At 63.2% G+C, this 3665-nt stretch carries 3 protein-coding genes; all 3 read right to left on the bottom strand.

The window, feature by feature from the left end; all coding sequences use genetic code 11:
• Positions 1-1719, bottom strand: a 1719-nt coding sequence (locus tag PO768_RS28130; protein ID WP_272648692.1) for a Vgb family protein, incomplete at its 3' end; no start/stop codon positions are given.
• Positions 1720-1778: 59 nt separating this feature from the next.
• Positions 1779-2813 (bottom strand): TolB family protein, encoded by a 1035-nt coding sequence (locus tag PO768_RS28125; RefSeq protein WP_272648691.1) that lies wholly within the window; start codon positions 2811-2813, stop codon positions 1779-1781.
• Between the two features lie 9 nt (positions 2814-2822).
• On the bottom strand, positions 2823-3170 hold the full coding sequence (locus PO768_RS28120; RefSeq protein ID WP_272648690.1) for a hypothetical protein: 348 nt from the start codon (positions 3168-3170) through the stop codon (positions 2823-2825).
• Between the last annotated feature and the right edge of the window lie 495 nt (positions 3171-3665).

Here is a 3665-nt window from a genome sequence, read left to right as displayed (position 1 = left end):
ATTGGCGTCGCGCGCATCGCCCGCCACCGGGGTCTGCCCGATGCTGCTGCGAATCGCGTTGACATCGCTGATGTCGATGGCGCCGTTCTGGTCGATGTCGCAACTCAGGTTGTCACTGTTGACGGTCAGGTCGTAGAGCACCGGAGAGTCGCCGGCGGTGTTGGCATTGAGCCGCGCCTGAATCTGGATGTAGCGCCCACTGGCAGAGAACTGGACGTTCTTGCCGACGGGCTGATAGGTCAGCAAAGACAAGCCCGCGACGGAGTCAGCGCTGCGGATCTGGACGCCGATGGACGCACCGGTAGGCACCAGGTCGGCCCAGCTGACCTTGCCCCATGCCGTGCCGGGCGCACCGCCATCGAACACCGCCGTCCATGTGCCGGTGTTGTTGGTGATGTTGCGGGCCGCAAAGCCGGCTGCATCGCTGTAGGTGTAGGGCTCATTGCCGATCGGGAAAACGCCCAAGGGCGTGCCGTCGCTGCCACGGTACTTGGAGATATTGGCCGTGGTGCGATGGATCAGCCAGACATCGTTGTTCGCGTCGACCGCGACGCCACGAACCTCCCCGGTTCCTCCCTGCGCCGGCCGCTGCCACAGCACGGAGCCATCGGGAGCGAACTTGGTCACGCCGCCCGAGGAGTAGTTGCCGGCGATGACGTTGCCGCTGCCATCCACGGCCACACCCAAGGCACCATGACTGGAGGCCGCCGGCGTGTCAAAGCTGTTGGTGGCGGGGTTGAACCGGGCAAACGGCCGACCGTTGGCACCGCTATAGGTCGCCAGGTAGACGCGGTCATTGCCCAGCGCAATGCCGTAATTCGACATGCTGAACGAGAAGGTCGCCACGCTCGAAGGATTGTTCGTGTCCAGCTTGCCCAGCCTGGACCCCAGATCCGCACTCCACAAGATGCCATTGCGATCCACCAGGCAGCCATAAGGCGTCAGGCCGATGCTGTGCGGGCCGCTGACGGTGCTGCCGTCGGATGAGGCCACCTTGTAGTAAGTGCCATCATTGAACAGCCCCACCCACAGATGGCCGTCCGGTGCGATACAGAGCGAGCGCCCGAGCGCGCCGTTGCGGAAGGGGGCGGCAATGCCATCGGGCACACGGCGTGCCCAGGCAATGCGCTCGTCCTGCAACTCGGCAGTATCGATATAGCCGTTGCCGTTGGTATCGCCCATCGGCAGGATCTCGGCGCCGGCAATGATGCCGTTGTTGTTCAGGTCGTTCGAAGTGTCGATCACACCGTTGCCATTGCGATCAATCCCGCCCTCGGCCAGGATCTTGATCAGCACCGCTGACTTGCCGTCGAAGTGCCGATTCAGCACATAGGCATTGCCCTGGATGTCCACGGCCGTGCGCGATGGCGCCGGCCCGGCATAGGCATTGCCCAAGTGGGACACGAATCCAGCCTGCCCCGAAGGACCGAAGCCTGTGCGGTATCGGGCGATCTCCTTGTTGTTATTGGTATCGATCTTGGACACCGTGTCTTCACCGGCATTGGCGATCCAAAGCACCGGGAAGGTGGTGCCAATGCGGTTGAGCTGAAGCTGGTTGTTGTTGGGCGCGTCGTGGTTGACGCCGTCCAGGGCACCGAGATCAAAGTCGGTGTCGGCGGTGTAGGTCTTGGTTGCCGCCGATAGCGCCAAGGGCAGCAGCAATATGGCGGCAGCAAGCAGGCTCTGCATGGCCTGCGGGAAACGGACTTGTTGTGTCATCACGGTCTCCTGATGGTTGTTCTGGCGCAATGGGTGAGCGGACCTTTGTCACCATCACTTCAGCGTGCCCGGGCTACGCGGGACGCAGCAGCGGCAGGGCGAACCTGGGGCAACAGGTCCTGCCCGATGCCCTGTGTCAAACGCTCGACGCTCCCCCCATTCAGCGCCACGCTGTAGATCGATGTCCGCACCTCGCGAGTGCTGGCAAAGTAAATGCGCTGCCCGTCGGTGGACCACTCCGGCGACATATCGTCCAGTCGGGAGTCGCTCAGCGCGCGCGCCTTCGTACCGTCGGTGTTCATGACCCAGAGGCGGGTCACGCCTTCACCACCGGCATTGCTCAAGAAGGCCAGGTACCGGCCATCAGGGGAGAAGCGCGGCGCGGAGTTGTAGGCCTTGTTGTCGGTCAGCGCGCGCCTGTCACTGCCATCCAGCGCGATCGTGAAAATCTCGGCGACGCTGTTCTGCCGGGTGGTGAACAGCAGGCGCAGACCGTCGGGCGTGAATTGAGGCTGGCTGTCATCGCGGCCGGGCGAACGCGTCAGGTTCTGCGCTGCACTGCCATCGGCATTCATGATCCAGAGATCGCGCCGGTTCTCGTTGCGCATGAAGGCAATGCGCTTGCCGTCCGGCGACCAGAGCGGCTCCACATCGTCTTCCGCATACTCGGTCAGACGCTGCTGGTTCTTGCCGTCCGCCTCCATGCGATAGATGTTTTGGTTGCCGTCCCGGTGACTGACGAACACCAGGTACCGCCCATCTGGCGACCAGCGCGGACTGTCGTTCAGATGATCGCCCTGGGTCAGCTGTCGATGGCTGCCCGACAGCATGTCATGCACGAACACATGCGCATAAGCGCCCGCTGCTGCGACATAGGCGACCTGCCGGCCATCGGGTGACCACCGCGCATCAAACACCGCCGACGGCTGCGTACCACGCAATTTCTGCGCATCCTGGCCCTGCTGTCGCAGGTGATAGAGCTCGGCCGCCCCATTTCGGCTGCTGATCACCAGCAGTTCGTCCGACACGGCGGCGGCCGAGGCCGCACCAGCACTCAACACCGCGAGTAGCGACATGAACCTTTGCAGCTTCATGGTCGGACCTCACTGAGCAAAGTTGACGGTGGCCTGAGCCAAGGCGCGGCCACCGCTGTCGGCCACCGTGACCCGATAGCTGCCGGCTTGGGCCGCAACAAGCCGATAGCTCAGTTGTCCGTTGCCGTCCACCACGGCGCTGTAGCCGGCGGTCTGTCCGCCGGGTGCCGCAACGAAGACCGTCACCGCCGCGCCGGCGGGCAAGCCATGACCTTTGAGCACCGCAGGCTCCGTGGTCTTCAGCACCGAGGGGCCGGAGAGACTGGCAATGGTTGATGCCGGGGACGGGGCCTGAGCGAAGGCACCCAGGCTCACACACAGAAGACCTGAGGCCAGGCCGAGAATCCACTGGGACATGTTTGGCTCCTTCGCTTTTCTGGGCGATATGCGCCCGCCGCGTGGAGCCATACTTTCACTAGAAGCTGCCGTAGGCAACTGGCAAAACGGCAAAACCCGACATCAAGCACCCCGCGTTCAGGGGGATTTTTGGGCCCATCCCCCTAGTAACAAAACATGAATGCAATGCGTTATCAATTCACCCGACTTTAGGCTTGGACGCGGGAGTCCAAGCGTCTCGAATGCAGTCAGATGTTGTGAGGGATTGAGCCCGCCGCAGAGCACGTGAAATGCGGGATTTCCGGGACCGGCGGACTGATGCGTTGTGCCATCCACAGCCGAATATGCGAGCGATCAGACAAAGGATCACCACTGCCCACCGGTCTTCGGTGGGCAGTGGCCAATAGAGCGATGTCGGGCCTACGCCATCTCAGACTGAGTTGGCCGACGTCTGCCGCCGACGCCACAGCACGGGCACGCAGGCGCCCGCCAGCGCCAGCGCCACCAGCGCATAGG

It is taken from the genome of Paucibacter sp. XJ19-41, assembly GCF_028462495.1.
In the GTDB taxonomy this organism is placed as follows: Bacteria; Pseudomonadota; Gammaproteobacteria; order Burkholderiales; family Burkholderiaceae_C; genus Roseateles_E.
This window is presented reverse-complemented; position numbering and strand designations above follow the sequence as displayed.